At 71.5% G+C, this 24,007-nt stretch carries 27 protein-coding genes and 2 pseudogenes; 19 read left to right on the forward strand and 10 right to left on the reverse strand.

The window, feature by feature from the left end; translation table 11 throughout:
• Positions 1-197 precede the first annotated feature (197 nt).
• From AC2W7G_RS00475 to AC2W7G_RS00500, 6 genes are all read left to right on the forward strand, one after another.
• Positions 198-491, forward strand: coding sequence for a helix-turn-helix domain-containing protein (locus AC2W7G_RS00475; protein ID WP_485866690.1), 294 nt, complete (start codon positions 198-200; stop codon positions 489-491).
• Positions 491-685, forward strand: a complete 195-nt coding sequence (locus AC2W7G_RS00480) for a DUF3046 domain-containing protein (RefSeq protein ID WP_485866691.1) — start codon at positions 491-493, stop codon at positions 683-685. The genes AC2W7G_RS00475 and AC2W7G_RS00480 overlap by 1 nt, the downstream gene beginning before the upstream one ends.
• A gap of 189 nt (positions 686-874) precedes the next feature.
• On the forward strand, positions 875-1,969 hold the full coding sequence (gene recA / locus AC2W7G_RS00485) for a recombinase RecA (RefSeq protein WP_485866692.1): 1,095 nt from the start codon (positions 875-877) through the stop codon (positions 1,967-1,969).
• A complete protein-coding gene (locus AC2W7G_RS00490; RefSeq protein WP_485866693.1) occupies positions 1,969-2,493 on the forward strand; it encodes a regulatory protein RecX in 525 nt (174 codons plus the stop codon). Before recA ends, AC2W7G_RS00490 begins: the two co-directional genes overlap by 1 nt.
• A 70-nt stretch (positions 2,494-2,563) precedes the next feature.
• Positions 2,564-3,613 (forward strand): WD40/YVTN/BNR-like repeat-containing protein, encoded by a 1,050-nt coding sequence (locus AC2W7G_RS00495; protein WP_485866694.1) that lies wholly within the window; start codon positions 2,564-2,566, stop codon positions 3,611-3,613.
• Positions 3,614-3,657: 44 nt separating this feature from the next.
• Positions 3,658-4,116, forward strand: coding sequence for a hotdog fold domain-containing protein (locus AC2W7G_RS00500; protein WP_485866695.1), 459 nt, complete (start codon positions 3,658-3,660; stop codon positions 4,114-4,116).
• 62 nt (positions 4,117-4,178) lie between these two features.
• Here AC2W7G_RS00500 and AC2W7G_RS00505 read toward each other — a convergent pair whose 3' ends face one another.
• The 6 genes from AC2W7G_RS00505 to AC2W7G_RS00530 all read right to left on the reverse strand — a co-directional run bounded on the left by AC2W7G_RS00505 (position 4,179) and on the right by AC2W7G_RS00530 (position 9,079).
• On the reverse strand, positions 4,179-5,054 hold the full coding sequence (locus AC2W7G_RS00505; RefSeq protein ID WP_485866696.1) for an amino acid ABC transporter permease: 876 nt from the start codon (positions 5,052-5,054) through the stop codon (positions 4,179-4,181).
• A complete protein-coding gene (locus tag AC2W7G_RS00510; RefSeq protein WP_485866697.1) occupies positions 5,051-5,701 on the reverse strand; it encodes an amino acid ABC transporter permease in 651 nt (216 codons plus the stop codon). Before AC2W7G_RS00510 ends, AC2W7G_RS00505 begins: the two co-directional genes overlap by 4 nt.
• Before the next feature lie 52 nt (positions 5,702-5,753).
• Positions 5,754-6,380 (reverse strand): glutamate ABC transporter substrate-binding protein, encoded by a 627-nt coding sequence (locus AC2W7G_RS00515; RefSeq protein ID WP_485866698.1) that lies wholly within the window; start codon positions 6,378-6,380, stop codon positions 5,754-5,756.
• Positions 6,266-6,637, reverse strand: coding sequence for a hypothetical protein (locus AC2W7G_RS00520; RefSeq protein ID WP_485866699.1), 372 nt, complete (start codon positions 6,635-6,637; stop codon positions 6,266-6,268). The genes AC2W7G_RS00515 and AC2W7G_RS00520 overlap by 115 nt, the downstream gene beginning before the upstream one ends.
• 28 nt (positions 6,638-6,665) lie before the next feature.
• Entirely contained in the window at positions 6,666-7,394 is a 729-nt protein-coding gene (locus tag AC2W7G_RS00525; RefSeq protein WP_485866729.1) for an amino acid ABC transporter ATP-binding protein, read from the reverse strand.
• A 68-nt stretch (positions 7,395-7,462) separates the two neighbouring features.
• On the reverse strand, positions 7,463-9,079 hold the full coding sequence (locus AC2W7G_RS00530) for an LVIVD repeat-containing protein (protein WP_485866700.1): 1,617 nt from the start codon (positions 9,077-9,079) through the stop codon (positions 7,463-7,465).
• Positions 9,080-9,204: 125 nt separating this feature from the next.
• Here AC2W7G_RS00530 and AC2W7G_RS00535 point away from each other — a divergent pair, with 125 nt between their 5' ends.
• From AC2W7G_RS00535 to AC2W7G_RS00560, 6 genes are all read left to right on the forward strand, one after another.
• Positions 9,205-9,888: a DUF305 domain-containing protein gene (locus AC2W7G_RS00535; RefSeq protein WP_485866701.1), complete on the forward strand. Its 684-nt coding sequence runs from the start codon at positions 9,205-9,207 to the stop codon at positions 9,886-9,888.
• Between the two features lie 54 nt (positions 9,889-9,942).
• Entirely contained in the window at positions 9,943-11,415 is a 1,473-nt protein-coding gene (miaB, locus tag AC2W7G_RS00540; RefSeq protein ID WP_485866702.1) for a tRNA (N6-isopentenyl adenosine(37)-C2)-methylthiotransferase MiaB, read from the forward strand.
• A 72-nt stretch (positions 11,416-11,487) separates the two neighbouring features.
• Complete coding sequence (locus AC2W7G_RS00545; RefSeq protein WP_485866703.1) at positions 11,488-11,949, forward strand: thiamine pyrophosphate-binding protein; 462 nt, start codon at positions 11,488-11,490, stop codon at positions 11,947-11,949.
• On the forward strand, positions 11,946-12,299 hold the full coding sequence (locus AC2W7G_RS00550; RefSeq protein WP_485866704.1) for a hypothetical protein: 354 nt from the start codon (positions 11,946-11,948) through the stop codon (positions 12,297-12,299). The genes AC2W7G_RS00545 and AC2W7G_RS00550 overlap by 4 nt, the downstream gene beginning before the upstream one ends.
• Positions 12,300-12,320: 21 nt before the next feature.
• Positions 12,321-12,878 carry an HhH-GPD-type base excision DNA repair protein gene (locus AC2W7G_RS00555; protein ID WP_485866705.1) on the forward strand — a complete coding sequence of 186 codons (558 nt, stop codon included), beginning with the start codon at positions 12,321-12,323 and terminating at the stop codon, positions 12,876-12,878.
• Entirely contained in the window at positions 12,875-13,513 is a 639-nt protein-coding gene (locus AC2W7G_RS00560) for a class III extradiol ring-cleavage dioxygenase family protein (protein WP_485866706.1), read from the forward strand. Before AC2W7G_RS00555 ends, AC2W7G_RS00560 begins: the two co-directional genes overlap by 4 nt.
• A gap of 137 nt (positions 13,514-13,650) precedes the next feature.
• On the opposite strand, the gene AC2W7G_RS00565 is transcribed toward AC2W7G_RS00560, so the two are convergent.
• On the reverse strand, positions 13,651-13,899 hold the full coding sequence (locus tag AC2W7G_RS00565; protein ID WP_485866707.1) for an antitoxin: 249 nt from the start codon (positions 13,897-13,899) through the stop codon (positions 13,651-13,653).
• A gap of 72 nt (positions 13,900-13,971) precedes the next feature.
• Between AC2W7G_RS00565 and miaA the strand changes: the two genes are divergently transcribed.
• From miaA to galE, 5 genes and pseudogenes are all read left to right on the forward strand, one after another.
• Positions 13,972-14,877: a tRNA (adenosine(37)-N6)-dimethylallyltransferase MiaA gene (gene miaA, locus AC2W7G_RS00570; protein WP_485866708.1), complete on the forward strand. Its 906-nt coding sequence runs from the start codon at positions 13,972-13,974 to the stop codon at positions 14,875-14,877.
• A complete protein-coding gene (gene dapF / locus AC2W7G_RS00575; protein WP_485866709.1) occupies positions 14,874-15,707 on the forward strand; it encodes a diaminopimelate epimerase in 834 nt (277 codons plus the stop codon). Before miaA ends, dapF begins: the two co-directional genes overlap by 4 nt.
• Positions 15,700-17,085 carry a GTPase HflX gene (gene hflX / locus AC2W7G_RS00580; protein ID WP_485866710.1) on the forward strand — a complete coding sequence of 462 codons (1,386 nt, stop codon included), beginning with the start codon at positions 15,700-15,702 and terminating at the stop codon, positions 17,083-17,085. Before dapF ends, hflX begins: the two co-directional genes overlap by 8 nt.
• An 87-nt stretch (positions 17,086-17,172) precedes the next feature.
• Positions 17,173-19,133, forward strand: a pseudogene (locus tag AC2W7G_RS00585) (ATP-dependent DNA helicase).
• A 13-nt stretch (positions 19,134-19,146) separates the two neighbouring features.
• On the forward strand, positions 19,147-20,103 hold the full coding sequence (gene galE, locus AC2W7G_RS00590; RefSeq protein ID WP_485866711.1) for a UDP-glucose 4-epimerase GalE: 957 nt from the start codon (positions 19,147-19,149) through the stop codon (positions 20,101-20,103).
• 2 nt (positions 20,104-20,105) lie between these two features.
• On the opposite strand, the gene lexA is transcribed toward galE, so the two are convergent.
• Positions 20,106-20,816, reverse strand: coding sequence for a transcriptional repressor LexA (lexA, locus tag AC2W7G_RS00595; protein ID WP_485866712.1), 711 nt, complete (start codon positions 20,814-20,816; stop codon positions 20,106-20,108).
• A 312-nt stretch (positions 20,817-21,128) separates the two neighbouring features.
• Between lexA and AC2W7G_RS00600 the strand changes: the two genes are divergently transcribed.
• A complete protein-coding gene (locus tag AC2W7G_RS00600) occupies positions 21,129-21,473 on the forward strand; it encodes a LysM peptidoglycan-binding domain-containing protein (protein ID WP_485866713.1) in 345 nt (114 codons plus the stop codon).
• On the opposite strand, the gene AC2W7G_RS00605 is transcribed toward AC2W7G_RS00600, so the two are convergent.
• Together AC2W7G_RS00605 and AC2W7G_RS00610 are read right to left on the reverse strand one after the other, a co-directional pair.
• Positions 21,461-22,417 (reverse strand): ROK family protein, encoded by a 957-nt coding sequence (locus AC2W7G_RS00605; protein WP_485866714.1) that lies wholly within the window; start codon positions 22,415-22,417, stop codon positions 21,461-21,463. The two genes, AC2W7G_RS00600 and AC2W7G_RS00605, sit on opposite strands and share 13 nt — an antisense overlap.
• Complete coding sequence (locus AC2W7G_RS00610; RefSeq protein ID WP_485866715.1) at positions 22,414-22,635, reverse strand: MarR family transcriptional regulator; 222 nt, start codon at positions 22,633-22,635, stop codon at positions 22,414-22,416. Before AC2W7G_RS00610 ends, AC2W7G_RS00605 begins: the two co-directional genes overlap by 4 nt.
• 271 nt (positions 22,636-22,906) lie before the next feature.
• On the opposite strand from AC2W7G_RS00610, the pseudogene AC2W7G_RS00615 reads away from it, so the two are divergent.
• A pseudogene (locus tag AC2W7G_RS00615) lies at positions 22,907-23,946 on the forward strand (sugar ABC transporter substrate-binding protein).
• Positions 23,947-24,007: the final 61 nt, after the last annotated feature.

Here is a 24,007-nt window from a genome sequence, read left to right on the forward strand (position 1 = left end):
CGCAGGGGCACCGTGCACGTCGCGGTGGCCGGGCCCGACGGGGTACCGGCACGGCCGGCTGCTGGCCCCTGCCCCGGCGACCGGGACGCCGTCCGCAGCGCGACCGTCCTGGCGAGCCTGTCGCTGCTGGTCGCTAGGCTGGGGAACAACCCGACCCCGCCGGGGGTTGAAGCAGACGTGACACCGGAGGTGCAGGCATGACGCTGATGCGACAGTTCGTCGGCGAGGTCCTGCGCGCGCGCCGCATCGCCCAGGGCCTGACCCTGCGCGACGTCTCGGCGAAGGCCCGGGTCAGCCTCGGCTACATCTCCGAGATCGAGCGCGGACACAAGGAGCCCAGCTCCGAGCTGCTCGCCGCGCTCGCCGGGGCGCTCGACGTCCCGCTGTCGAAGGTGCTGATCGACGTCAGCGCGCTGCTCGAGGTCGAGGAGGCCACCGAGCTGGCCAGCGTGTCGTCCATCGCCCCCGACGTCTCGATGTCCGCCGCCTGATGCGACACAGCGAGCTGTGGGAGCGTCTGGAGCTCCACCTGGGGGAGTCGTACGCCCACGTGTGGGCCTCGACCCAGTCCCTGGGGGAGCTCGGCAGCCGCACCCCGATCGAGGCGCTCGACGCCGGCACCGACCCCAAGGACGTCTGGCGCGCCGTGCACGCCAACCTGCACCTGCCCGCGTCCGAGCGCTGAGACCCGCGCGGCGTGTCGCACGCCGGTCGAACACGTGTTCGCGTAGAGTGGGGTCCACAGGTTGACGTCGGGAGGACGTCCTTCCACAGACGGGTCGACGAGGCCCAGGTTGTCAGTGGGTCCTCCTACCGTTGAAGACGCCTGGCCACCTCGGCGCCTCGGTGCCCCTCGCAGAACGGAACAGCTCCCATGCCTCCCAAGACCTCCTCCCGGTCCGCCGTGAAGCCCGACGCGGACAAGGGCAAGGCGCTCGACAACGCGATCGCGCAGATCGACCGCTCCTACGGCAAGGGCGCCGTCATGCGCCTGGGCGACCAGGCCCGCGCGCCGATCGAGATCATCCCCACCGGCGCCACCTCGCTGGACGTGGCGCTCGGCATCGGCGGCCTGCCCCGCGGCCGCATCGTCGAGATCTACGGCCCGGAGTCCTCGGGCAAGACGACGGTCGCGCTGCACGCGGTGGCCAACGCGCAGAAGGCCGGCGGCGTGGCCGCCTTCATCGACGCCGAGCACGCGCTCGACCCCGAGTACGCCCGCAAGCTGGGGGTCGACACCGACGCGCTGCTGGTCTCCCAGCCCGACAGCGGCGAGCAGGCGCTCGAGATCGCCGACATGCTGATCCGCTCCGGCGCGCTCGACATCATCGTCATCGACTCGGTCGCCGCGCTCGTGCCCCGCGCCGAGATCGACGGCGAGATGGGCGACAGCCACGTCGGCCTCCAGGCCCGGCTCATGAGCCAGGCGCTGCGCAAGATGACCGGTGCGATCAACGGCTCGGGCACCACGGCGATCTTCATCAACCAGCTGCGCGAGAAGATCGGCGTCATGTTCGGCAGCCCCGAGACCACCACGGGCGGCAAGGCGCTGAAGTTCTACGCCTCGGTCCGGCTCGACGTGCGCCGCATCGAGACGCTCAAGGACGGCACCGACATGGTCGGCAACCGCACCAAGGTCAAGATCGTCAAGAACAAGCTCGCCCCGCCGTTCAAGATCGCCGAGTTCGACATCATGTACGGCCAGGGCATCAGCCGCGAGGGCAGCCTGATCGACCTGGGCGTCGAGACGGGCATCGTCCGCAAGGCCGGCGCCTGGTACACCTACGACGGCGACCAGCTCGGCCAGGGCAAGGAGAACTCGCGCAACTTCCTGCGCGACAACCCCGACCTCGCCGAGGAGCTGGAGAAGCGCATCAAGGAGCACCTGGGAGTCGGCGCCAGCGTGGCCGACCCGGCCGACGACGTCGCCGCCGGGCTGGCCGAGACGGACGACGCCACCGCGTTCTGATGTCGTTGCCGCACGACCCGCAGCAGGACCTGCCGGAGGCGGACGCCGAGTCGTTCGCCCGGCAGATCCTGCTGCAGCGGCTGACCGACCAGCCGCGCAGCCGGGCCGAGCTGGCCGAGTCGCTGGCCAAGAAGAACGTCCCGGCCGACCTCGCGTCCCGCCTCCTCGACCGGTTCGAGGAGGTCGGCCTCATCGACGACGCCGCCTTCGCCCGCCTGTGGGTGGAGTCGCGTCAGCGCTCGAAGGGCCTGGGCCGGTCGGCGCTGGCCCGCGAGCTGCGCAAGAAGGGCATCGACGACGAGCTGGCCCAGGAGGCGCTCGAGCAGGTCGACACCGACGCGGAGGTCGAGGCCGCGCACCGGCTGGTGCAGAAGCGCCTGCGCAGCATGCAGGGCCTGGACCGCACGGTCCAGACGCGTCGGCTCACCGGCATGCTCGCCCGCAAGGGCTACTCACCGCAGGTCGCGTTCGCCGTCGTCCGCGAGGAGCTCGGCTTCGACCCGGAGCCGCTGGAGTCGATGTGACCCGTTGACGCTGCGGCCCGGACGCTCCTACCGTCGTCGGGACGAAGGGCGGAGTGCCATGGCGGGTGTCGTGCTGGTCGGGACGCGCAAGGGACTGTTCGTGGGACGGTCCGACGACCGCGAGCGCTGGGTGTGGGACCCGCTCGCCTTCTCCATGGAGGAGGTCTACTCCGTGGGCGTCAGTCCGCACGGGTCGCCGCCGCGCCTGTTCGTCGGCACCACGAGCTGGCCGTTCGGCCCGCGGCTGATGCGCTCGGACGACCTCGGCCGGTCCTGGCTCGAGGCGAAGCGCGCGTTCGGCTTCCCACCTGGGTCCGGCGCCATCGTCGAGCGCATCTGGCAGGTGCAGGTCTCACCGGTCGACCCGGACGTCGTGTGGGCCGGCACCCAGCCCTCGGCGCTGTTCCGCTCGGGCGACGGGGGCGAGACCTTCGACCTGGTCCGGAGCCTGTGGGACCACCCGCACCGTCCGGAGTGGCAGCCCGGCGCGGGCGGGCAGGCCATCCACACGATCCTGCCCCACCCGAGCGACCCGGAGGTCGTCACGGTCGCGATGTCGACGGGCGGGGTCTACCGCAGCGAGGACGGCGGGGCGACGTGGGAGCCGCGCAACCACGGCATCGCGGTGCCGTTCATGCCCGGCGAGACGCCCGAGTACGGCCAGTGCGTGCACAAGGTGGCGGTCGACGCCGGCGACCCAGACCGGTTGTACGCCCAGAACCACGGCGGCGTGTACCGCACCGACGACGCGGGGCGCACGTGGACCCGCATCAGCGAGCCGCTGCCGGCCGAGTTCGGGTTCCCCGTCCTCGCGCACCCGCGCCGTCCCGGCACCGCCTACGTCTTCCCGCTCAGCGCCGACGTCGAGCGCTTCCCCCCGCGCGGCCCAGCATCTGGCGCACGCAGGACGCCGGCGACACCTGGCACGAGCTGCACGACGGGCTGCCCGACGAGGCCTACACGGTCGTGCTGCGCGACGCGCTGTGCCACGACGGCGCCGACCCGCTCGGCGTGCACGTCGGCACGCGCCACGGCGCGGTGTGGGCCAGCCTGGACGAGGGGGAGACGTGGACCGAGATCCGCTCGAACCTGCCCGAGGTCGTCTGCGTGCGCGCCCTGACCGTCTGACCCCGCGGCGAGTTACCTGCGGGTAACGTAGGCCTCATGACCGCGACCTACGACATGTACCGGCGCATCACCGCGCTGCCCCGGGGCGACTGGCTGTTCTCGAAGCTCTTCGGCCGCAAGGCGCCGTACTTCCGCACGATCAAGATGCGCGTCCGCTCCGTCGAGCCGCACCGCGCCGAGCTCGTGCTGCCCAAGCGCAAGGCCGTGCACAACCACATCGGCACCGTCCACGCGATCGCGGTCTGCAACGGCCTCGAGGCGGCCATGGGGCTGCTGGCCGAGGCGACCGTGCCGGATGGCTACCGCTGGCTGCCCAAGGGCATGGACGTGCGGTACCTGGCCAAGTCCACGACCGACCTCGTCTGCACCGCCACCACCACGGCCGACGACTGGGCCCAGGCGCCCGACGTCCCAGTGGCCGTGCGCGCCACGCGCGACGACGGCACCGTCGTCGTCGAGGGAACCATCCACCTGTGGGTCACCCCGCAGTCCTGACCCGGACGCACGAGGGCCCCGGCACCATGCGGTGCCGGGGCCCTGCTGCGTCCGTGCCGCCGCTAGACCGGGCCGCCGACGGTGGTGCCGCTGTCGGCCCGACGGTTCTCCAGGTCCATGGTGGTGCGCCCGGCGGCGTTGCCGGCGGACTTGGGGGAGCGGTTGATGCGCCCCTCGACCCAGTTGCCGAACCAGCTGAGCAGCAGGTTCAGGACGATGTAGACCGCCGCCAGCACGAGCGCGGTGGCCAGGTAGTTGCCGAACGTCCGCCAGATCTCACGTCCGGCCACGGTGAGGCCCGACGCGGTGATCACGTAGCCCAGGCTCGTGTCCTTCAGCGCGACGATGCACTGGCTGATGAGCGACGGGATCATGATCCGGATCGCCTGCGGCAGCTGCACGGTGCGCATGACGGCGCTCTTGCGCAGGCCGATGGCGTAGGCGGCCTCGACCTGGCCGGTCGGCACGGCGTTGATGCCGGCGCGGAAGATCTCCGCCAGCACCGAGCCGTTGTAGAGCACGAGACCCGCGACCAGCGGCCAGATCGTGTACAGCGGGTACCCCGACAGCGCCCAGATGAAGATGATGAGCAGCAGCAGCGGCACGGCGCGGAAGAACTCCACGACGAGCCAGGCGGGCCAGCGGATGATCCGGTGGTCCGACAGCTTGCCCACGCCCAGGACCACGCCCAGGACGACGGCGCCGGCGATGGCGAACACTGCCGCCAGCAGCGTGTCCACCAGGCCGTCGAGGATGACGTCGAGGTAGACCGGGGTGACGAACGGCTCCCAGTTGTTGGCCGTGAACTGGTCCTCGCTGTACAGCTTCCAGACCGCGCCGGCCAGGATCGCGACGACACCCAGGACGGTGACGACACCGATGATGCGGTGACGGCGGCGGGCCTTCGGCCCGGGGACGTCGAACAGCACGCTCGTCATCGCGACACCACCTTCCAACGGCGCTCGATCAGGTAGGCGATCAGCGAGATGACCTCGACGATCACGACGTAGCCCAGGGCGATGCCGAAGAAGATCCACCACTTGTCGGTGGCGTGGTCGTTCAGCAGGCCCTTGAGCCGGAACGTCGCCTCGGCGATGCCGAAGGCGGCGGCCAGGGACGTGTTCTTGACCAGCGCGATGAGCACGCTGGCGACCGGCGGGACGACGAGGCGTCCGGCCTGGGGGAGCACGACCTGCGTCATCGTCATGCCGAACGGCATGCCGACCGCCCGGGCGGCCTCGGCCTGGCCCACGGGCACGCCGTTGATGCCCGAGCGCAGCGCCTCGGCGATGAACGTCGAGGTGTAGATGCCCATCGCGATGGTGATGAGCGGGAAGAACCCGGGGTTGATGCCGATGTCGGGCATGCCGTAGTAGGCGATGATGATGAGGATCAGCAGCGGCGTGTTGCGGAACAGCGTCACGTACACCGTGCCCGCCCCCCGCAGCACCGAGACCGGGCTGACGCGGGCGACCGCCACGAGGGTGCCCAGCACGAGCGCGTACGCGCCCGAGACCAGCACCAGCTGCAACGTCTCCCAGAATCCCTTGAGGATCAGGTCGGCGTTGTCGACCAGGACGTCCATCTCATCCTTTCCGTGACGATCAGGCCCGCGTCAGCGGGTCTGCTCAGCGAGCTCAGGCGCAGGCGTCGAGCTTCGGCGCCTCGGGGACCTCGTTGCCCGACTTGCCGAGGGTGGCGTCGAACGCGTCCTCCCAGGCGCCGTCCTCGAAGGCCTTGGTCAGCGTGTCGTTGAGGAAGGTGCACAGCTCGGGGTGGTCCTTGCTGTAGCCGATGCCGTAGCGCTCCTCGGAGAACGGCTCGCCGACGACCTTGAGGGCGTCGGGGTCCTGAGCGGCGTAGCCGAGCAGGATCGAGCCGTCGGTGGTGACCGCGTCGACCGAGCCGTTCTTCAGCTGCTCCACGCACTCGGAGTAGGTGTCGAAGCCGGCCGGGGTGACGTCGTACTTCTCCTCGATCGTCTTGATCGGGGTCGAGCCGGTGACCGAGCAGACCTTCTGGCCCTTGAGGTCCTCGGGGCCCTTGATGTCGCTGTCCTTGGCGACGAGCAGCTGCTGGCCGGTGAGGTAGTACGGGCCGGCCTGGCCGACGACCTGGCGGCGCTCGTCGGTGATCGAGTACGAAGCGATCACGAAGTCGACGGTGCCGTTCTGCAGGAAGGGCTCACGGTTGTCCGAGATGGTCTCGACCCAGTCGATGTCCTTGGGCTCGAGGCCGAGCTGGCCGGCGATGATCTTGCCCATCTCGGGGTCGAAGCCGGTCGCTCGTCCGAGCCGGCGGCCTTGAAGCCGATGCCGGGCTGGTCGAACTTGACGCCGATCTTGACCTTGCCGGCCTCGGCGATCTCGGCCATGCGGGTGCCCTCGTCGAACTTGGGGCTGTCGACGACCTCGTAGTCGTTGTCGGCGGCCTCGGTCGTCTCGCTGCCGGCGTCGCCGCAGGCGGCGAGCGTCAGCAGGGCGGCGGCGCCGAGCGCCGCGAAGCGGGTGCTGATCTTCATTGTTCCCCCAGGGGTGTTGAGTGGGTGGTCAGTGCTTGAGGATCTTGCCCAGGAAGTCCCGGGCGCGCTCCGACTGCGGGTGGTCGAAGAACTCCTGCGGCGTGTTCTGCTCGACGATGCGTCCGTCGGCCATGAACACGACGCGGTCGGCGGCGGTGCGGGCGAAGCCCATCTCGTGGGTCACCACGATCATCGTCATGCCGTCCCGCGCCAGGGAGGTCATCGTGTCGAGGACCTCGCTGATCATCTCGGGGTCCAGGGCCGAGGTCGGCTCGTCGAACAGCATCACCTTGGGCCGCATCGCCAGCGCGCGGGCGATCGCGACGCGCTGCTGCTGGCCGCCGGAGAGCTGCGCGGGCAGCTTCTGGGCCTGCGAGTCGACGCCGACCCGCTTGAGCAGCTCCATGGCGCGGGCCTCGGCGTCGGCCTTCTTCTCGCCGCGGACCTTGATCGGGCCCAGCGTGACGTTCTCGAGGATCGTCTTGTGCGCGAAGAGGTTGAACGACTGGAAGACCATGCCGACGTCGGCGCGCAGCTGGGCGAGGGGCTTGCCCTCGGCCGGGAGCGGCTGACCGTCGAGCAGGATCGACCCTTCGTCGATCGTCTCCAGACGGTTGATCGTGCGGCACAGCGTCGACTTGCCCGACCCCGAAGGGCCGATGACGACGACGACCTCACCCTGAGCGACCTCGAGATCGATGTCCTGAAGCACATGCAGGGAACCGAAGTGCTTCTGCACCCCCTGCATGGCGACCATCGGCGTGGAAACCATGGCGCACAACCTATCGGTCCCACTGGGCGAGACGACAACCGGAACCGCGATAGTCACCAGAACGCAACGAAGCCGGCCGGACGCGGGGTCCGACCGGCTCCGTCACGGGCCCTGCGATACTCGCGGTAGCGCGGCTGGCTCTGCGGGTTCAGCTCGGCGAACCGCACCTTCTCCGCTCCGCGGATCGCCCGGTCCTTCACCTGGAAGGTGTCGAAGCCGCGCTGGATCTCGTTGGAGTAGATGTAGCCGTTGTAGTAGTACGTCGACCACGCGCCGGCCGTCTTCAGCGTCGCCGCGTCGTACGGGCCGCGGTCGAACCAGGCGATCTCCTTCGGGTGGGCCGAGTCGGTGAAGTCGAACATCGACCAGCCGCCCTGGTACCAGGCCTGCACCATGATGTCCTTGCCCTTCACCGGCACCAGCGAGCCGTTGTGGGCGACGCAGTTCTCGGTGTTGGTCTGGGTGCGCGGGATCTTGTAGTAGCTCTTGAACTGCAGCTCGCCACGACGGGTGATGTCGTAGATGCCGTTGGCGCCCTTCTCCGGCCCGACGGTCTCGTTGCAGGTCGGCGCGCCGCCGCCGCCCAGCTCGTCGGTGAAGACGACCTTGGTCGCGTCGTTGTTGAACGTCGCCGAGTGCCAGAACGCGAAGTTGTCGTCGCGCACGCTCTCGGTGACGACCGGCTTCTCGCGGTCGGAGATGTCGAGCAGGATGCCGTCGCCCATGCAGGCTCCGGCCATGAGGTCCTTGCTCGGGTAGGCGGTGAGGTCGTGGCAGCCGGACGTGGCGCTGGTGTAGCCGTTGCCCGGGTTGCCGCCGTCGGGGAAGAGCACCGGGACGCTGAGGAGCCGGGCCTTCTCGGGCTTCTCGGTCGGGATCTTGACGATGCTGATCGAGTCCAGCGGCGGCTGGCAGTCGGGGAAGGACGCGCTGGGCGAGTACGACGACACGTACACGTACAGGTCCTCGCCCCTGCCCTTCGAGCCACCCTTCTTGTCCTGGCCCCAGCCGCCCTTGCGGGCCTTCGGGGCGAGGGTGTGGGTGTGCGAGCCGCACGGCGTCTCGACCGCCGCGACGTACTCGGGCACGCGCGGGTCGGAGATGTCGAAGACCTTGATGCCCTCCCACGAGTCCTTGATCGTGGCCGACTGGGTCGTGCTCTCGCACGAGTCGTCGGAGCGCGAGGAGTCGGTGCTGAGCACGAGCAGGTCGCCGTAGACGGAGATGTCGTTCTGCGAGCCGGGGCAGACGACCTGCGAGAGCGTCCGCGGCTTGGCCGGGTTCTTCAGGTCGTAGACGGTGAAGCCGTTGTAGTTGCCCGCGAAGGCGTACCGGCCGCTGAACGCGAGGTCGCTGTTGAGCGCGCTCTCGGTCGCGAACGACCCCTTCTTGGGGATGTTGCTCAGCAGCCGGACGTTGCGGCTGGACTCGGCGTCGCCCTGGTCGAGCCGCGCGCCGCCGTCGTCCATGCGGGCGATGTCGTTGCCGGGCACGCAGTTGCCGGCCAGACGGTCGGCCTCGGACAGGGCGGGGAAGTCCTCGCACCGGTCCTTCGGCCTGCTGTCGTCGGCCGCGGCACCGACCGGTGCGAGGAGGGCCGTGGTGAGGGCACCCGCCGCGGCGAGGCCGAGAAGAGCCGATCCTGAGGCTCTGGAGCGCGAGATACGCATGTGAAGTTCCTTCCCCCGAAGTAGTCGTATCGTCGTCGCCCGGGACGGCCGCGCACAAGACCTGGTGCAAAAGTTTTGCGCCGTTAACCTCGGCGGGACGACTGCCATCGGCCGGGGGGACGACGATGACGAGGAAGCTGGGAGCCGCGCTGTGCGTGCTCGCCCTGCTGGGCGCGACCGCGTGCGGCGGCGGCGACGACCGGCCGGAGGTGGACGGCACGATCGTCCAGCCGGGCAAGCCGGGGGAGGAGTCGCGCACGCTCGACGAGGCGCCCGAGGTCGAGCCGGCCGACGCCAACGACGCCGACATCGCCTTCGCGCAGATGATGGTGCCGCACCACGCCCAGGCCCTGGAGATGGCGGCGTTCGCGCCCACGGCCGGCGGCAGCGCGGACGTCCGCACGTTCGCCGAGCGCATCGCCGCGGCGCAGAAGCCCGAGATCGTCCTCATGGCCTCGTGGCTGACCAAGCGCGGCCAGGACGCCCCGACCGCGGAGCAGGTCGAGGAGGGCGAGCTGGGGCCGCTGTCGATGGACGCGCACGACCACCACGGCTCGCACACGTCCATGGCGGACATGCCGGGCATGGCGTCCGACGCGGACCTCGAGCGGCTGGCGAAGGCGAGGGGCGCGGCGTTCGACAACCTCTTCCTGGAGCTGATGATCATGCACCACCAGGGCGCCATCGAGATGGTGGACGAGGTGCTGGCGAAGGGCTCGGACCTCGAGCTCAACGAGCTCGCCGCCGGCATCGGCGCCGACCAGTCCGCGGAGGCCGATCGCATGCGCACCATGCTGGAGGCGATGTAGCCGGCCAGCGCGGATGCGGGGGAGCGGCGGGCGCGGACGTACGATGGTGCGGCCATGACGAAGACGTATGAGGTGCGCACCTACGGGTGCCAGATGAACGTGCACGACTCCGAGCGGCTGTCGGGCCTGCTGGAGACCGCGGGCTACGCGAAGGCCGAGCGGGACGCCGTGCCGGACCTCGTCGTCTTCAACACCTGCGCGGTGCGCGAGAACGCCGACAACAAGCTGTACGGCAACCTCGGCCACGTCGCGTCGCTCAAGGCGCAGAAGCCCGACATGCAGATCGCCGTCGGCGGCTGCCTGGCGCAGAAGGACCGCGCCACCATCACCGAGCGCGCCCCGTACGTCGACGTGGTCTTCGGCACCCACAACATCGGCTCGTTGCCCGTGCTGCTCGACCGCGCCGCGATCGAGCGCGAGAGCCAGGTCGAGATCCTCGAGGCGCTCGAGGTCTTCCCGTCGACGCTGCCGACCAAGCGCGACTCGGTCTACTCCGCGTGGGTCTCGATCAGCGTCGGCTGCAACAACACGTGCACGTTCTGCATCGTCCCCGCGCTGCGCGGCAAGGAGAAGGACCGCCGCCCCGGCGACGTCCTGGCCGAGGTGCAGGCGCTCGTGGACGACGGCGTCGTCGAGGTGACGCTGCTGGGCCAGAACGTCAACGCGTACGGCGTCGAGTTCGGCGACCGCCAGGCGTTCGCCAAGCTGCTGCGCGCCTGCGGCGAGATCGACGGCCTGGAGCGCGTCCGCTTCACCAGCCCGCACCCCAAGGACTTCACCGACGACGTCATCGCCGCGATGGCCGAGACGCCCAACGTCATGCCGCAGCTGCACATGCCGCTGCAGTCGGGCTCGGACCGCGTGCTCAAGGCGATGCGCCGCTCGTACCGCAAGGAGAAGTTCCTCGGCATCCTGGACCGGGTGCGCGAGGCGATGCCGCACGCGGCCATCACGACCGACATCATCGTCGGGTTCCCCGGCGAGACCGAGGAGGACTTCCTCGAGACGATGGACGTCGTGCGCCGCGCCCGGTTCAGCAGCGCGTTCACGTTCCAGTACTCCCAGCGTCCGGGCACGCCGGCCGCGACGATGGAGGACCAGCTGCCCAAGGCGGTCGTCCAGGAGCGCTACGACCGGCTCATCGCGCTGGTCAACGAGGTCGCGTACGAGGAGAACAAGCGGCTCGAGGGCCGCACGGTCGAGCTGCTCGTCGCCGACACCAGCGGCAAGAAGGACGGCGCGACGTCCCGCTTGACCGGACGCGCGCGCGACAACCGGCTCGTCCACTTCGTCACGGGCGGCGCCGAGGTGCGTCCGGGCGACATGGTCGAGGTGACGATCACCAAGGGAGCGCCGCACCACCTGGTCAGCGACGTGCCGCCGGTCTCGATCCGCCGCACGCGCGCCGGTGACACCTGGGAGGCGCGCCAGGGACGCACCGAGGTGCGCTCGGTGGGCCTGGGGATGCCCAGCATCGGCGTCCCCGCGCAGCTGCCGGCCGCCGACGTCCCGGCCTGCGCGCTCTGACCTGACGGCGCGATTGCGCCGCGCCCGCCCGGGTACCGGGAGTGAGTCACGCCGACTCACTCCGGAGGTCCCATGAGCAGCCCGCAGCAGGACGCGCCCCGCCTCGTCGCCGACCTGGTCGTCGAACGTCTGCTGGCCTGGGACGTCCACCGCGTGTTCGGCTACTCCGGCGACGGCATCAACGGGCTCATGGGGGCCCTGCGCCGCGCCGGTGGCGACCCGGCGTTCGTCCAGGCCCGGCACGAGGAGAACGCGGCGCTCATGGCCGTCGGGCACGCGAAGTACACCGGTGGCGTCGGGGTCGTGGTCAGCACCCAGGGCCCGGGCGCGGTGCACCTCCTCAACGGGCTGTACGACGCCAAGCTCGACCACCAGCCGGTCGTCGCGATCGTCGGTCAGCAGCCCACGACGGCGCTCGGCTCGGAGTACCAGCAGGAGATCGACCTGACCGCCCCGGGCGCTGGATTTGGAGGGCAACGAGCACGTCAGGGCGCTGCTCGACGGCCAGGCCGAGCAGGAACAATGAGCGTGTGACGGACGAGGGATGGACCGGGGGCGCGCCCGGCGCTCGCGAGCGGGCGGCCGCGCACGTGGAGGGCACCGCGCTGCGCTTCATGTGGGACTACGGCGTCGTCGTGCCGCTGTGGGACGCGTCCGGCCTGCTCCCGGACGACCGGGCGTGGCTGGAGGCGGCGCTCGGCCTGCCCGGCAGCACCGTCGACGACCTGCGCGCGTGGGGCGAGGCGATGCAGCACCTGGACGCGAACCCCCGGCTCGGCACGCCCAAGGCGTACCGCGACCTCGATCGGCAGGCCAAGAAGCTCGTCGCCCGGCTGGAGGACGAGCTGGCCGGACGGTTCACCGTCACGTACGTGTCCTGGTAGACGTCCGGCAGGATGGTCGCCATGGGAATCGCGATCACCGGTGACACCGAGGCCGACCAGCTGCTGACCGACGACCCGTTCGCGCTCGTCATGGGCATGCTGCTGGACCAGCAGTTCCCGATGGAGCGCGCGTTCTCGGGTCCGGCGCGGCTGCGCGAGCGGTTCGGCAGCCTCGACCCCGCCGCCATCGCCGACGCGGACGCCGAGGCGTTCGCCGACCTGTGCGCCGAGCCGCCGGCCGTGCACCGCTACGCGCGGTCGATGGCCGGACGCATCCAGGCGCTGGCGCGCATCGTGGTCGACGAGCACGACGGCGACGTGACGCGGCTCTGGGCCGAGGCGTCCAGCGGCAAGGACCTGCTCAAGCGCATCAAGGCGCTGCCCGGCTTCGGGGAGCAGAAGGCCAAGATCCTGCTCGCCCTCCTGGCCAAGCAGAAGGGCGTGCAGCCGGAGGGCTGGCAGGAGGCTGCGGGCGACTACGCCGAGCCCGGCTACCGCTCGGTCGCCGACGTCGTCGACGCCGAGTCCCTGCAGAAGGTGCGCGCCTACAAGAAGGAGAAGAAGGCGGCCGCGAAGTGACCGTGCCCGTCGCGGTGCTGCCCCAGCCGCCCCTGCTCGTCCCGGGTCTGGGCGGGGGAGCGGACCCGCTCGCCGGGCTGCGCGTCACCTGCCTGGACGTGGTCCGGTCGGTCGTGAAGGACGCGGCCCGCGTGGTGGTGCTGGCACCCGAGGGGGACGTCCGGGACGAGTCCGCCGGGGGCACGCTCGCCGCCTGGGGCGTGGACGTGCGGGCCGGGGGCGACGACCTCGTCCTGCCGCTCGGGCACACCGTCGGCGCCTGGCTGCTGGACGCGGCCGGCTGGACGGGACCGCGCCGCTACACGTCCGCGGTGCCCGAGCTCGAGGCGGGAGTCGCGCTGCTCGTCCTGGCCGACGGCACGGCGACTCGGGACATCACGTCGCCGGGCTACGAGGACGTGCGGGCCGTGCCGTTCGACCACGCGATCGCCGAGGCCCTGGCCGCGGGTGACGCGAAGCGCCTGGCGTCGCTCGACCTCGACGAGGCGACCGAGCTGTGGTGCCACGGCGCCCCCGCGCTGCGTGCGCTGGGCGAGGCGGCCGCTGGTCGTGAGGTCCAGGGCGAGCTCCTCGCGTACGAGGCCCCGTTCGGCGTCGGCTACTTCGTGGCCCGCTGGGACGTCAGCACGTCCTGAGCGGCATCTCCCTGAGCCTGTCGAAGGGCTCGCCGGCGGACAGACGCCAGGGAAGCTGACACGTGCCAGCCACGTCTCCCTGGCATTTGTCGGTCTACCTGGGGCCCCAGGTAGACCGAACCCCGGGCCCCCCGACCTCAGCGGGGGGCGACGCGGCCGTCGGGGCCGTCGCCGCGGTGCTGGTCGCCCAGCCGCTGCACGCCCTGCTTCGCCTTGCCCGCGGCGCCGGTGATGCGCGTGCCGTGCTTGCCCTTGGTGGCGCGGTCGGCGGCCTGGGCCGCCTTGTCGATGGCGCCGTCGATCTTCTCGTGGTGCGTCGACGCAGCCTCGGCGGCGCGGCGCTTGATCTCCGGCGCGTTCCTGGCCAGCTTGCCGAACAGTCCCATGCGATCCTCCGGGGAGAGCGGCGCGGCCCGGCGCCGCGCTGGAGCCCCCACGGTATCTGGGAGGATCCAGCCATGCCTCCCGTCGTCGCCGTCGTCGGCCCCACCGCGTCGGGGAAGTCCGACCTGGCGATCGACCTGGCCGTGCGCCTCGGCGGCGAGATCGTCAACGTGGACGCCTACCAGGTGTACCGCGGCATGGACGTCGGCACCGCCAAGACGCCGGTCGAGGAGCGCCGCGGGGTCCCGCACCACCTCCTCGACGTCCTGGACGTCACCGAGACCGCGTCGGTCGCCGAGTTCCAGCAGATGGCCCGCGCCGCCGTCGCCGACTGCCACGCGCGCGGCGTCGTGCCGGTGCTCGCCGGAGGCTCGGCCCTCTACGTCCGCGCGGTGCTGGACCCGCTGGAGTTCCCCGGCACCGACCCCGAGGTGCGGGCCCGCTGGGACGCCGAGCTCGAGGCCCACGGCCCCGAGCACCTGCACCGCCTGCTCGCCGAGCGCGACCCGGCCGCGGCCGCCCAGATCCTGCCCAGCAACGGGCGCCGCCTGGTGCGGGCGCTCGAGGTGGTCGAGATGACCGGCGCGTTCACCGCGACGATGCCCGGCTACGAGCACGTGTACGACGAGGTCGTCATGGTCGGCCTCGACGTCCCGCGCGACGTCCTCGACGAGCGCATCGCCCGGCGCGTCGACCGCATGTGGGAGCAGGGGCTCGTGGCGGAGGTGCGCTCGCTGCTGCCCGCCGGGCTGGCCGGCTCGCCGACCGCGAGCCGGGCGCTGGGCTACCAGCAGGTGCTCGCCCTCCTGGCCGGTGAGATCACCGAGGACGAGGCTCGCGAGCAGACCGTCACCGGCACGCGGAGGTTCGCCCGCCGCCAGGAGCGCTGGTTCCGCAAGGACCCGCGCATCCGGTGGCTGCCCCACGACGCCGTCGATCTCGGCGCGCGTGCGGAACGGCTCGTAGACTGGAAGGCATGACCTTTTCCTGGGCCAAGGGCCACGGCACCGAGAACGACTTCGTGCTGCTGCCCGACCCCGACGGCACCGTCCACGGCGACCTCGACCCGGCGTTCGTGGCCGCCCTGTGCGACCGCCGCCGCGGTCTCGGGGCCGACGGCGTGCTGCGGGTCGTCCGGACGTCCGCCGTCGGTGATGCCGGCGCCGGCCAGGACGAGGCCGAGTGGTTCATGGACTACCGCAACGCCGACGGCTCGGTCAGCGAGATGTGCGGCAACGGCGTGCGCGTCTTCGCCCGCTACCTGGCCGACCGGGGCCTCGTCGACACCGACCGGCCGCTGCCGATCGGCACGCGCGACGGCATCAAGACGGTGACGTTCGACGCCGACCTGGTCAGCGTCGACATGGGCACGCCCGAGCTGGGCGGCGTCTCGAAGGTCACCGTCGAGGGACGCACCTTCGAGGCCGACGAGGTGCACACCGGCAACCCGCACGCGGTCGCCCAGGTCGCGAGCCTGGACGACGCGGGCACCCTGCTGGTGGAGCCCGAGTACGACCGTTCGGTCTACCCCGACGGCGTCAACATCGAGCTGGTCGTGCGCCGCGGCCCCCAGCACGTGGCGATGCGCGTCCACGAGCGGGGCTCGGGCGAGACCCGCTCCTGCGGCACCGGGGCCTGCGCGGCCGCGGTCGCCAGCATGTCGGCCGACGGCGTCGCGCTGCCGGCCACCTACCGCGTCGACGTCCCCGGCGGACGCCTCGACGTGACCTGGACCCCCGAGGGCCGTGTCGTCCTGACCGGCCCCGCCGAGATCGTCGCCGAGGGCGAGATGGAGTGGCTGCGTGGCTGAGCACGACGAAGAGCTGGGCACCGAGGACCTGGAGCTCGAGGAGCGCAACTCCCTGCGCCGCGTCGGCGGCCTGCGCACCGAGCTCGAGGACATCACCGAGGTCGAGTACCGCCAGCTGCGCCTGGAGCGCGTCGTGCTCGTGGGCGTCTGGACCGAGGGCACGGCCGAGGACGCCGAGAACTCGCTGGCCGAGCTGAAGCTGCTGGCCGAGACGGCCGGCTCGGAGGTGCTCGACGCCCTCCTGCAGCGCCGGCAGAAGCCCGACCCGGCCACCTACATCGGACGCGGCAAGGTCGAGGAGATCAAGGCGGCCGTGCAGGCCACCGGCGCCGACACGATCATCTGCGACGGCGAGCTCGCTCCCAGCCAGATGCGCAACCTCGAGGACCGCACGAACGTCAAGGTCGTCGACCGGGTCGCGCTGATCCTCGACATCTTCGCCCAGCACGCGAAGAGCGCCGAGGGCAAGGCGCAGGTCGAGCTGGCCCAGCTGCAGTACCAGACGCAACGCCTGCGCGGCTGGGGCGGCAACCTGTCGCGCCAGGCCGGTGGACGCGCCGCCGGCGGCGAGGGCATCGGCGGCCGTGGTCCCGGTGAGACGAAGCTCGAGACCGACCGCCGTCGCATCCAGGCCAAGATGGCCAAGCTGCGCCGCGAGCTGGCCGGGCTGCGCACGACCCGCGAGACGAAGCGGGCCAACCGCAAGCGCCGCGAGGTGCCCGCGGTCGTCATCGCCGGCTACACCAACGCCGGCAAGTCGAGCCTGCTCAACCGGCTCACCGGCGCGGGCGTGCTGGTCGAGGACGCGCTGTTCGCCACCCTGGACCCGACCACCCGCCGCAACCAGACGTCCGACGGCCGCGTCTACACGCTGTCGGACACCGTCGGGTTCGTCCGGCACCTGCCGCACCAGCTGGTCGAGGCGTTCCGCTCGACCCTGGAGGAGGTGGCCGACGCCGACCTCGTGCTGCACGTCGTCGACGGCTCGCACCCCGACCCGGCCAGCCAGCTGGCCGCCGTGCGGGCGGTGTTCGCCGACATCGACGCGCTCCAGGTGCCCGAGATCGTGGTCATCAACAAGGCCGACGCCGCCGACCCGCTGGTGGTCAAGCGCATCCTGACCTCCGAGCCGCACGCGGTCGTGGTCAGCGCGCGCACGGGGGAGGGCATCGACGAGCTGCTCGCTGCGATCGAGGCGGACCTGCCGCGTCCGGCCGAGCTGGTCGACGTCGTGCTGCCCTACGACCGGGGCGACCTGCTGGGCCGCATCCACACCGAGGGCGAGATCGAGGCGCTCGAGCACGAGGGCGACGGCACGCACGTCCAGGCCCGCGTCAACCCCGAGCTCGCGCACGCCCTGTCGGCCTACGCGAGGTAGTCGCTCGGTCGACTCAACGCGCCCCGCCTGCCCCGGGGTGTGGACCGTCGCTCGGACCGTCCGCCCGCGGCGACTAGGCTCGTCCTCGTGCCCACCCCCGACGTGAAGACCGTGCTGAAGGCTGCCGTCGACGCGGTCGGCGGGTCCGAGCGTCCCGGGCAGGTGGCCATGGCCGAGGCGGTCGCCGAGTCGCTGCGCGACGGCGAGCACCTGCTCGTCCAGGCCGGCACCGGCACCGGCAAGTCGCTCGGCTACCTCGTGCCGAGCCTGCTGCACGAGGGCCGGGTCGTCGTCGCCACCGCCACGCTCGCGCTGCAGCACCAGCTGGTCGAGCGCGACCTCCCCGCGCTCGCCGAGGCCGCCGCCGCGACGATGGAGACCGTGCCGCGCTACGCCGTGGTCAAGGGCCGTTCGAACTACGCCTGCCTGCACCGCGTGCGCGAGGGCGCGCCGGACGACCAGGGGGTCCTGGTCGACGTGCCCGAGGGGACGCTCGGGTCGGAGGTCGTCGCGCTGCGCGAGTGGGCCGAGGAGGAGTCCTCGGCCAAGGGCGTCGGCGACCGGGACGCCGCGCCGCGTCACTCCGAGCGCGCCTGGCGGGCGGTCAGCGTCAACCACCGCGAGTGCCTGGGCGCGAGCCGCTGCCCCTACTCCGACGAGTGCTTCGCCGAGCGCGCGCGGGCCGACGCCTGGAACGCCCACGTCGTGGTGACGAACCACGCCATGCTGGCGATCGACGCGGTCGACGGCGTGCCGATGCTGCCCGAGCACGACGCCGTCGTGGTCGACGAGGCGCACGAGCTGGCTGCCCGCGTGACGCAGGCGTCCACCGCCGAGCTCGGCCGGTGCTCGTCGAGCGGGCGGCCCGCCGGGCCCGCAGCTACGTCGACGGTCCCGAGGCCGACGACCTCACCGAGGCCTCCGACGCGCTCGCCGAGGCCCTGGCCCACGTCGAGGCCGGACGCATCGACGCCACGCCCGAGCACCTGCAGATGGCGCTGGAGAACGTCCGCGACGCCGCCCGCGCGTGCCTGTCGGCGTTCCCGCGTGAGAAGACGTCGGCCAAGGATGACGAGGCCGATCCCGGCAAGCAGCAGGCGCAGGCCCACGTCACGGAGGTGCGCCGCATCGCCGAGCGCATGGCCGGCAAGGGCGACACCGAGGTGTTGTGGGCCAGCGACGGGCCCGGACGCGGCGGGCCGCAGCTGCACGTGGCGCCGCTGGACGTGGCGTTCAGCCTGCGCGACAAGCTGTTCAGCGCCAAGACCGTCGTGCTCACCAGCGCGACGCTGACCGTGGGCGGCACGTTCGACTCCACCGCCCGCGGGCTGGGTCTGGTGCCGGGCGACGAGGTGCTGCCCTGGCGCAGCCTGGACGTGGGCTCGCCGTTCGACTACGGCCGTCAGGGCGTCCTGTACGTCGCCAAGCACCTGCCGGTGCCCGGCCGCGACGGCCTCGTGGACGCCCAGCTGGACGAGATCGCCGAGCTGGTCGAGGCGGCCGGCGGACGCACCCTCGGGCTGTTCTCGTCGCGCCGCGCGGCCGAGCGGGCGGCCGAGGCCACGCGCGAGCGGCTGCCGGACCTGGAGATCATGTGCCAGGGCGACGCCCAGCTCAGCGACCTGCAGCGCCGCTTCGCCGAGGAGCCGAGCGCCTGTCTGTTCGGCACGCTGAGCCTGTGGCAGGGCGTCGACCTGCCCGGCGACACGCTGCAGCTCGTCCTCATCGACCGCATCCCGTTCCCGCGACCGGACGACCCGCTCATGAGCGCGCGGCAGCGGCTCGTCGAGAAGCGCGGCGGCAACGGGTTCATGTCCGTCGCCGCGACCCACGCCGGGCTGCTGCTCGCCCAGGGCGCCGGCCGCCTGGTGCGCCGCTCGACCGACCGCGGGGTCGTGGCGATCCTCGACCCGCGCATCGCCACGGCACGCTACGGCGGCTTCCTGGCCGCGTCCCTCCCGCCGATGTGGCGCACCACCGACCCGCAGGTCGTCCGCGAGTCGCTGCGCCGCCTCGACGCCTCCGCCCGGCAGGCTGCCACCGCCTGACTAGGCTGGCGCCATGACCTTCCTGGTGACCGGCGGAGCGGGATACATCGGCGCGCACGTGGTGCGGGCCTTCGGTCAGGCGGGCCTGGACGTGGTCGTCGTGGACGACCTCTCCAGCGGGCACCGCGGATTCGTGCCGGAGTCGGTGCCGCTCGTCGACGCGTCCGTGCTCGACACCGCGACGATGACCCGCGTGCTGCGCGAGCACGACGTGCAGGGCGTCGTGCACCTGGCGGCGTTCAAGTACGCCGGCGTCTCGGTCGAGCGTCCGTTGCACACCTACGAGCAGAACGTGCAGGGCACCGCGAGCCTCCTGGCGGCGATGGCCGAGGCCGGGGTGGCGCGGATCGTGTTCTCCTCCAGCGCCGCCGTCTACGGCACGCCCGACGTCGACGTGGTGACCGAGCAGACGCCGACGCTGCCCGAGTCGCCGTACGGCGAGTCCAAGCTCATCGGGGAGTGGCTGCTGCGCGACGTGGCGCGGGTCAGCGACCTGACCCACACGTCGCTGCGGTACTTCAACGTGGTCGGCTCCGCGACGCCGGACCTGTTCGACACCAGCCCGCACAACCTCTTCCCGGTGGTGGTGGACGCGCTGCGCGAGGGCCGTCGTCCGCGCATCAACGGCGTCGACTACCCGACCGCCGACGGCACCTGCGAGCGCGACTACGTGCACGTCGCCGACCTGGCCGAGGCCCACGTCGTGGCCGCGCGCCGGCTGGTCGACGGGGAGCCGCTCGAGCCGGTCTACAACCTGGGCAGCGGCGACGGCGTGTCGGTGCGGCAGATCATGGACGCGTTCGCCGCGGTGACCGGCACGGACGTCGACCCCGAGATCGCTCCGCGTCGCCCCGGCGACCCCGCCCGCATCGTGGCCTCCGGCGAGCTCGCCGCGCGCGACCTGGGCTGGAAGATGCGCCACTCGATCGAGGACATGGTGGCCTCGGCCTGGCAGGCCGCGCGCGCCTGAGCTCAGACGCGGCGCAGGACGGCGGTGACCTTGCCCAGGATCGTGGCGTGGGTGCCGTCGATGGGGGAGTAGTCCGGGTTGTGCGGCAGCAGCCAGACCTTGCCGTCCTTGCGCTGGAACGTCTTGACCGTCGCCTCGCCGTCGAGCATGGCGGCCACGATCTCGCCGTTCTCGGCGACGGGCTGCTGGCGCACCACGACGTAGTCGCCGCTGCAGATCGCCGCGTCGATCATCGAGTCGCCCTGCACCTCGAGCAGGAAGAGCGTGCCGTCGCCGACCAGTGACTTGGGCAGCGGGAAGACGTCCTCGACCCGCTCCTCGGCCAGGATCGGGCCGCCCGCCGCGATCTTGCCGACCATGGGCACGTAGGTGGCGTCGGGACGCTCGTCGCGCGACCCGGTCTCGTCGACGACCTCGTCGGCCTGGGCGACGGCGGGGCGGACGGCGCCGCCCGGCGCGAAGACCTCGAGCGCGCGCGGCCGGTTGGGGTCGCGGCGGATGTAGCCGAGGCGCTCGAGCGACTTGAGCTGGTGGGACACCGAGGAGGTGCTGACCAGGCCGACCGCGGCACCGATCTCGCGCATGCTCGGCGGGTAGCCCCGGTCGCTGATCTGCTCGCGCAGGAACTCCAGCACACGCCGCTGGCGCGGGGTGAGTCCGTGCTCGTCCGCAGGGCCGTCGGGAAGCTCGCGCACCTCGGTGTCATCGCTCATGGGAGGACGGTAGCGCGTCCGGCGGGGCCAGATCAAACATATGTTCGACGGGTCCGAGGGCGTGTCGCGCGCCCGCAGGAGGCAGCGCTTTCCTGGAACGACGGGGTTTTCCGCCCCGTGATCGACGTCACCGTGGAGAAAGTTCGAAAAGATGTTCGATTCGGGGTGGTGCTTGTCGGTGGGGGTCTGTATTGTCAAACACGTGTTCGATCGAACGCCTGTTCGCACCCGAATGACATCCCGTACGCATGGGCGTCCGGTCGAACGCACCTCAGTCAACCGAACCGTCTCACTTCCCCCTCGGAGGCACGCATGACCACCATCTCCTTCCACGCCCCGGTCGCCCGCACGCAGGCCCCGGTCCGCCTGACGACCCGCGGCAAGCTGGTCCTGTTCGTCGCCGCGCTGGCCGCGATGTTCGCCCTCGCGATCGCGCTGGGCTCGACCACGGCCGCGACCTCTGACCAGGGGGTCGCGATCGAGACGACCGAGGTGACGGTGAAACCGGGCCAGACGCTGTGGCAGATCGCCGGCGCGGCGAACCCCGAGGGCGACCAGCGCGAGACGGTCGACCAGATCATGAAGCTGAACGCGCTGGACTCGGCGGCCGGCCTGCAGATCGGTCACAAGCTGGCCGTGCCGGTCTACTCCGAGTGACGTCGCGGACGGGGTGCCGGCCGGCTGGGAAGACGGTCCGGTGCCCCGTCCGTGTCAGGCCGTGCGTGCGGTCCCGGTGGTGAGAGAGAGGCCCTCCAGCGCATAGAGCACGCTGCCGATCGACGACGAGCGGGCGCCCAGGGCGGCCCGCTCGACGCGTACCTGGGCCGCGACGGGGGCCAGGGCGTGGCGACGCAGCCCGTCGCGGACCCCGTCGATGAGGGGGCGCCGGCGTCCGACAGGTCGCCGCCGATCACCAGCAGCTCGGGTCCCAGCACGTTGGCCAACGCGGCCGCCGCGCGTCCGAGGTAGCGCCCGGCGTCCTCGATCAGGCGCTGCGCGCCCGTGTCGCCGGCGTTGGCCAGGGCGACGAACTCGCGCACCGTCAGCTCGGCCCGGATCGGCGCGAACTGCGAGGTCAGGGCCGATCCGCCGACGTAGGCCTCGAGGCACCCGCGGCTGCCGCACCGGCACAGCGGGCCGGTCTCGTCCATGGTCATGTGGCCGAGCTCGCCGGCCGTGCCGATGCCGCCGCGGTAGACCCGGCCGTCCAGCACGAGCCCGCAGCCGACGCCCGACGACAGCTTCAGGTAGGCCATCGACGAGGTGCCACGTCCGGCGCCGACCGCGTGCTCGGCCAGGGCGCCCAGGTTGGCGTCGTTGTCCGCGCGGGTCGGGACGCCGAGCTCCTTCTCGCCGGCCATGGCGGCGTGCACGCCGACCCACCCGGGCAGGATCGAGCCGGAGTCGATGACGCCGTCGGCGCCCAGGGGAGCGGGCAGCCCGATCCCCACGGCGTGCAACGTGCCCGAGTCCGGCTCGGCCTCCCGCAGCCGGTCGAGCATGCGGTGGGCCAGGGCCAGGCCGTCCTCGTGGTCGTGGTCGTTGTCGAGCGACTCCTGCGCCGTGACGAGCACGCGTCCGCCCAGGTCACCGAGGCTCACCTGAACGTGGGAGTGGCCGAAGTCGATGCCGCCGACGAGCCCGGCGCGCGGGAGATCGCGACCGTGGCGCCGCGGCGCCCGGCCCCCCCGGTGGTGGTCAGCAGGCCGGCCGCGACGAGGTCCTTCACGATGCTGGACACGGTCGCCGGGGCCAGCCCGGTGTCGCGCGCGATGTCGGCCTGGCTCAGCTCCTGGTGCTGACGCAGCGCCCGGACCACACGGGTCTCGTTCGCAGCGCGCAGGGAGGAGGCAGTGCCCGGGGACGACATGTGCGTCACTGTGAGGTATCCCACCAGTTGTCGTCAAGGTCCGAAGACAAAAGTGGTCGCCGTGCCGTTACTGTCTGGATTTGTCTTCGTTACTTGACGACAACGTTGTGACGTATGACACTGCTCGTGTCTCGCCCTGCGCGAGTGAAGGAAATCCGCGACGGCCCCCGCCGTCCACAACCTGGAGGAACGCGTGAACCGACTCACCCGCGCAGCCGTGATGGCTGTGGCTGCTGGCACCTCCCTCGCGGCGCTCGCCGCGTGTGGCGCCAACGACAGTGACGAGGGATCGGGCGGCGGTGGCGAGGGCGGCAAGACCATCGCCCTGCTCCTGCCCGAGACCAAGACGACCCGCTACGAGGCCTTCGACAAGCCGCTGTTCGAGGCGAAGGTCAAGGAGCTGTGCGACGACTGCAAGGTCAACTACCTCAACGCCGACCAGGACGCGTCGAAGCAGCAGGACCAGGCCCAGTCGGCGCTCACCGCCGGCGCCTCGGTGCTCGTGCTCGACCCGGTCGACGGCAAGGCCGCCGAGGGCATCGTGAAGTCGGCGCAGTCGTCCGACGTCCCGGTCATCTCCTACGACCGCTTCATCACCAACGCCGACTACTACGTCTCGTTCAACAACGAGCGCGTGGGCGAGCTGCAGGGTGAGGCCATCGTCGAGGCCACCGGCGACAAGGGCGACATCCTGATGCTCAACGGCTCGCCGACCGACCCGAACGCCGCCGACTTCAAGAAGGGCGCGCACAGCGTCATCGACAAGTCCGGCCTCGAGGTCGTCGCCGATACGACAACCCCGACTGGAGCCCGGAGAACGCCCAGGAGTTCACCAGCACCCAGCTGAGCAAGATCGACGCGGCCTCGCTGGCCGGCGTCTACGCCGCCAACGACGGCCAGGCCGGTGGCGTCTTCGCCGCCCTGCGTGCCGACGGCGTCACCAAGATGCCGCCGATCGTCGGCCAGGACGCCGAGCTCGCCGCCATCCAGCGCATCGTGGCCGGTCAGCAGTACATGACCGTCTACAAGCCGATCAAGGTGGAGGCCGAGAAGGCCGCCGAGCTGGCCGTGGCCGTCGCCAACGGTGACGAGGTCACCGACACCACGGACTTCCGTGGCGTCCCGTCCTACATCCTCGACCCGATCAAGGTCACCAAGGAGAACATCAAGGACACGGTCGTCGCCGACAAGTTCTACAGCGTCGACGACATCTGCACCGGCGAGTACGCGAGCGCGTGCTCCGGGGCCGGCCTGAGCTGAGTCCCGTCTCGAGGGGGCAGCCCGACCCGGGCTGCCCCCTCGAGCCATGCACCACCCTCCC

The organism is Aeromicrobium sp. PFPM2_SD2, assembly GCF_057364525.1.